This window comes from Rhizobium sp. rho-13.1 (assembly GCF_007000305.1).
In the GTDB taxonomy this organism is placed as follows: domain Bacteria; phylum Pseudomonadota; class Alphaproteobacteria; order Rhizobiales; family Rhizobiaceae; genus Rhizobium; species Rhizobium rhododendri.
In genome coordinates, this window is record NZ_SCFL01000086.1 from 1 (window position 1) to 769 (window position 769).

Here is a 769-nt window from a genome sequence, read left to right on the forward strand (position 1 = left end):
CCATCATCATAGAGGATGATGTCGACCTCAACGCGGCACTTATCCCGCGGGCCATGGCGGCCGTGGCGGCCGTGCCTGGCACCGAGGGCAGCGTCATCAAGCTCGCAAATCACCGAAAGGTCGGTTTCAGACCAGTCGCTATGACCACCCTCGGCGATGTCGTCGGCCGCTGCCTGCATGGTCCCCAGGGCTCGGCTGCTTGCTACATCGTCACGCGCGAAGCGGCGTTGAAGTTGGTAAAAAGGTTGAATACGGTTCTGTTGCCCTACGATGTCGCTCTCGAACGCGGCTGGTCGACTGGTGTCCAGACGTTTTCGACAGAAGACAATCTCGTAACATTCAGTCCGCATCGAAGAGATACGACGATCGGCAAGAGGTCGCATTACAGGGCTGCCAAGCGACACTTCATGCTGCGCATGACAACCCACTGGTTTCGCGCTCACGACCAGCTGCGACGGTGGTTCTATGCGACATGGGGATGCCAGCGGATCAGCCGCTAGAAGCTTCCAGGCGCTCAAAGCAAACACAAAAGACCGCGAGCAGGTCTATGCGGCGGCCTCTCCCTCGCGTTCGCGAAACACCAGGTCCACCACATCTCCATTCGGGGCATAGCCGGAGACCAGCATCTTCAGGATGCTCTGGGCGAGCGGAATGTCATTTTCATCCAAAGCCTTCTCCAGCGCCGCCAGGCGTTCGGACAATTCCGGCCACCTGAGAAAATCCTCGCGAGCCCGCATGATGCGCGGATGCGGCGTCGGCTGCGGGTTGT

General features: G+C 59.7%; 2 pseudogenes. One reads left to right on the forward strand and one right to left on the reverse strand.

The window, feature by feature from the left end:
- Positions 1-500: pseudogene (locus EQW76_RS29195) on the forward strand (glycosyl transferase); the annotation flags it as partial.
- A gap of 45 nt (positions 501-545) precedes the next feature.
- On the opposite strand, the pseudogene EQW76_RS28745 reads toward EQW76_RS29195, so the two are convergent.
- A pseudogene (locus EQW76_RS28745) lies at positions 546-769 on the reverse strand (polysaccharide biosynthesis protein); the annotation flags it as partial.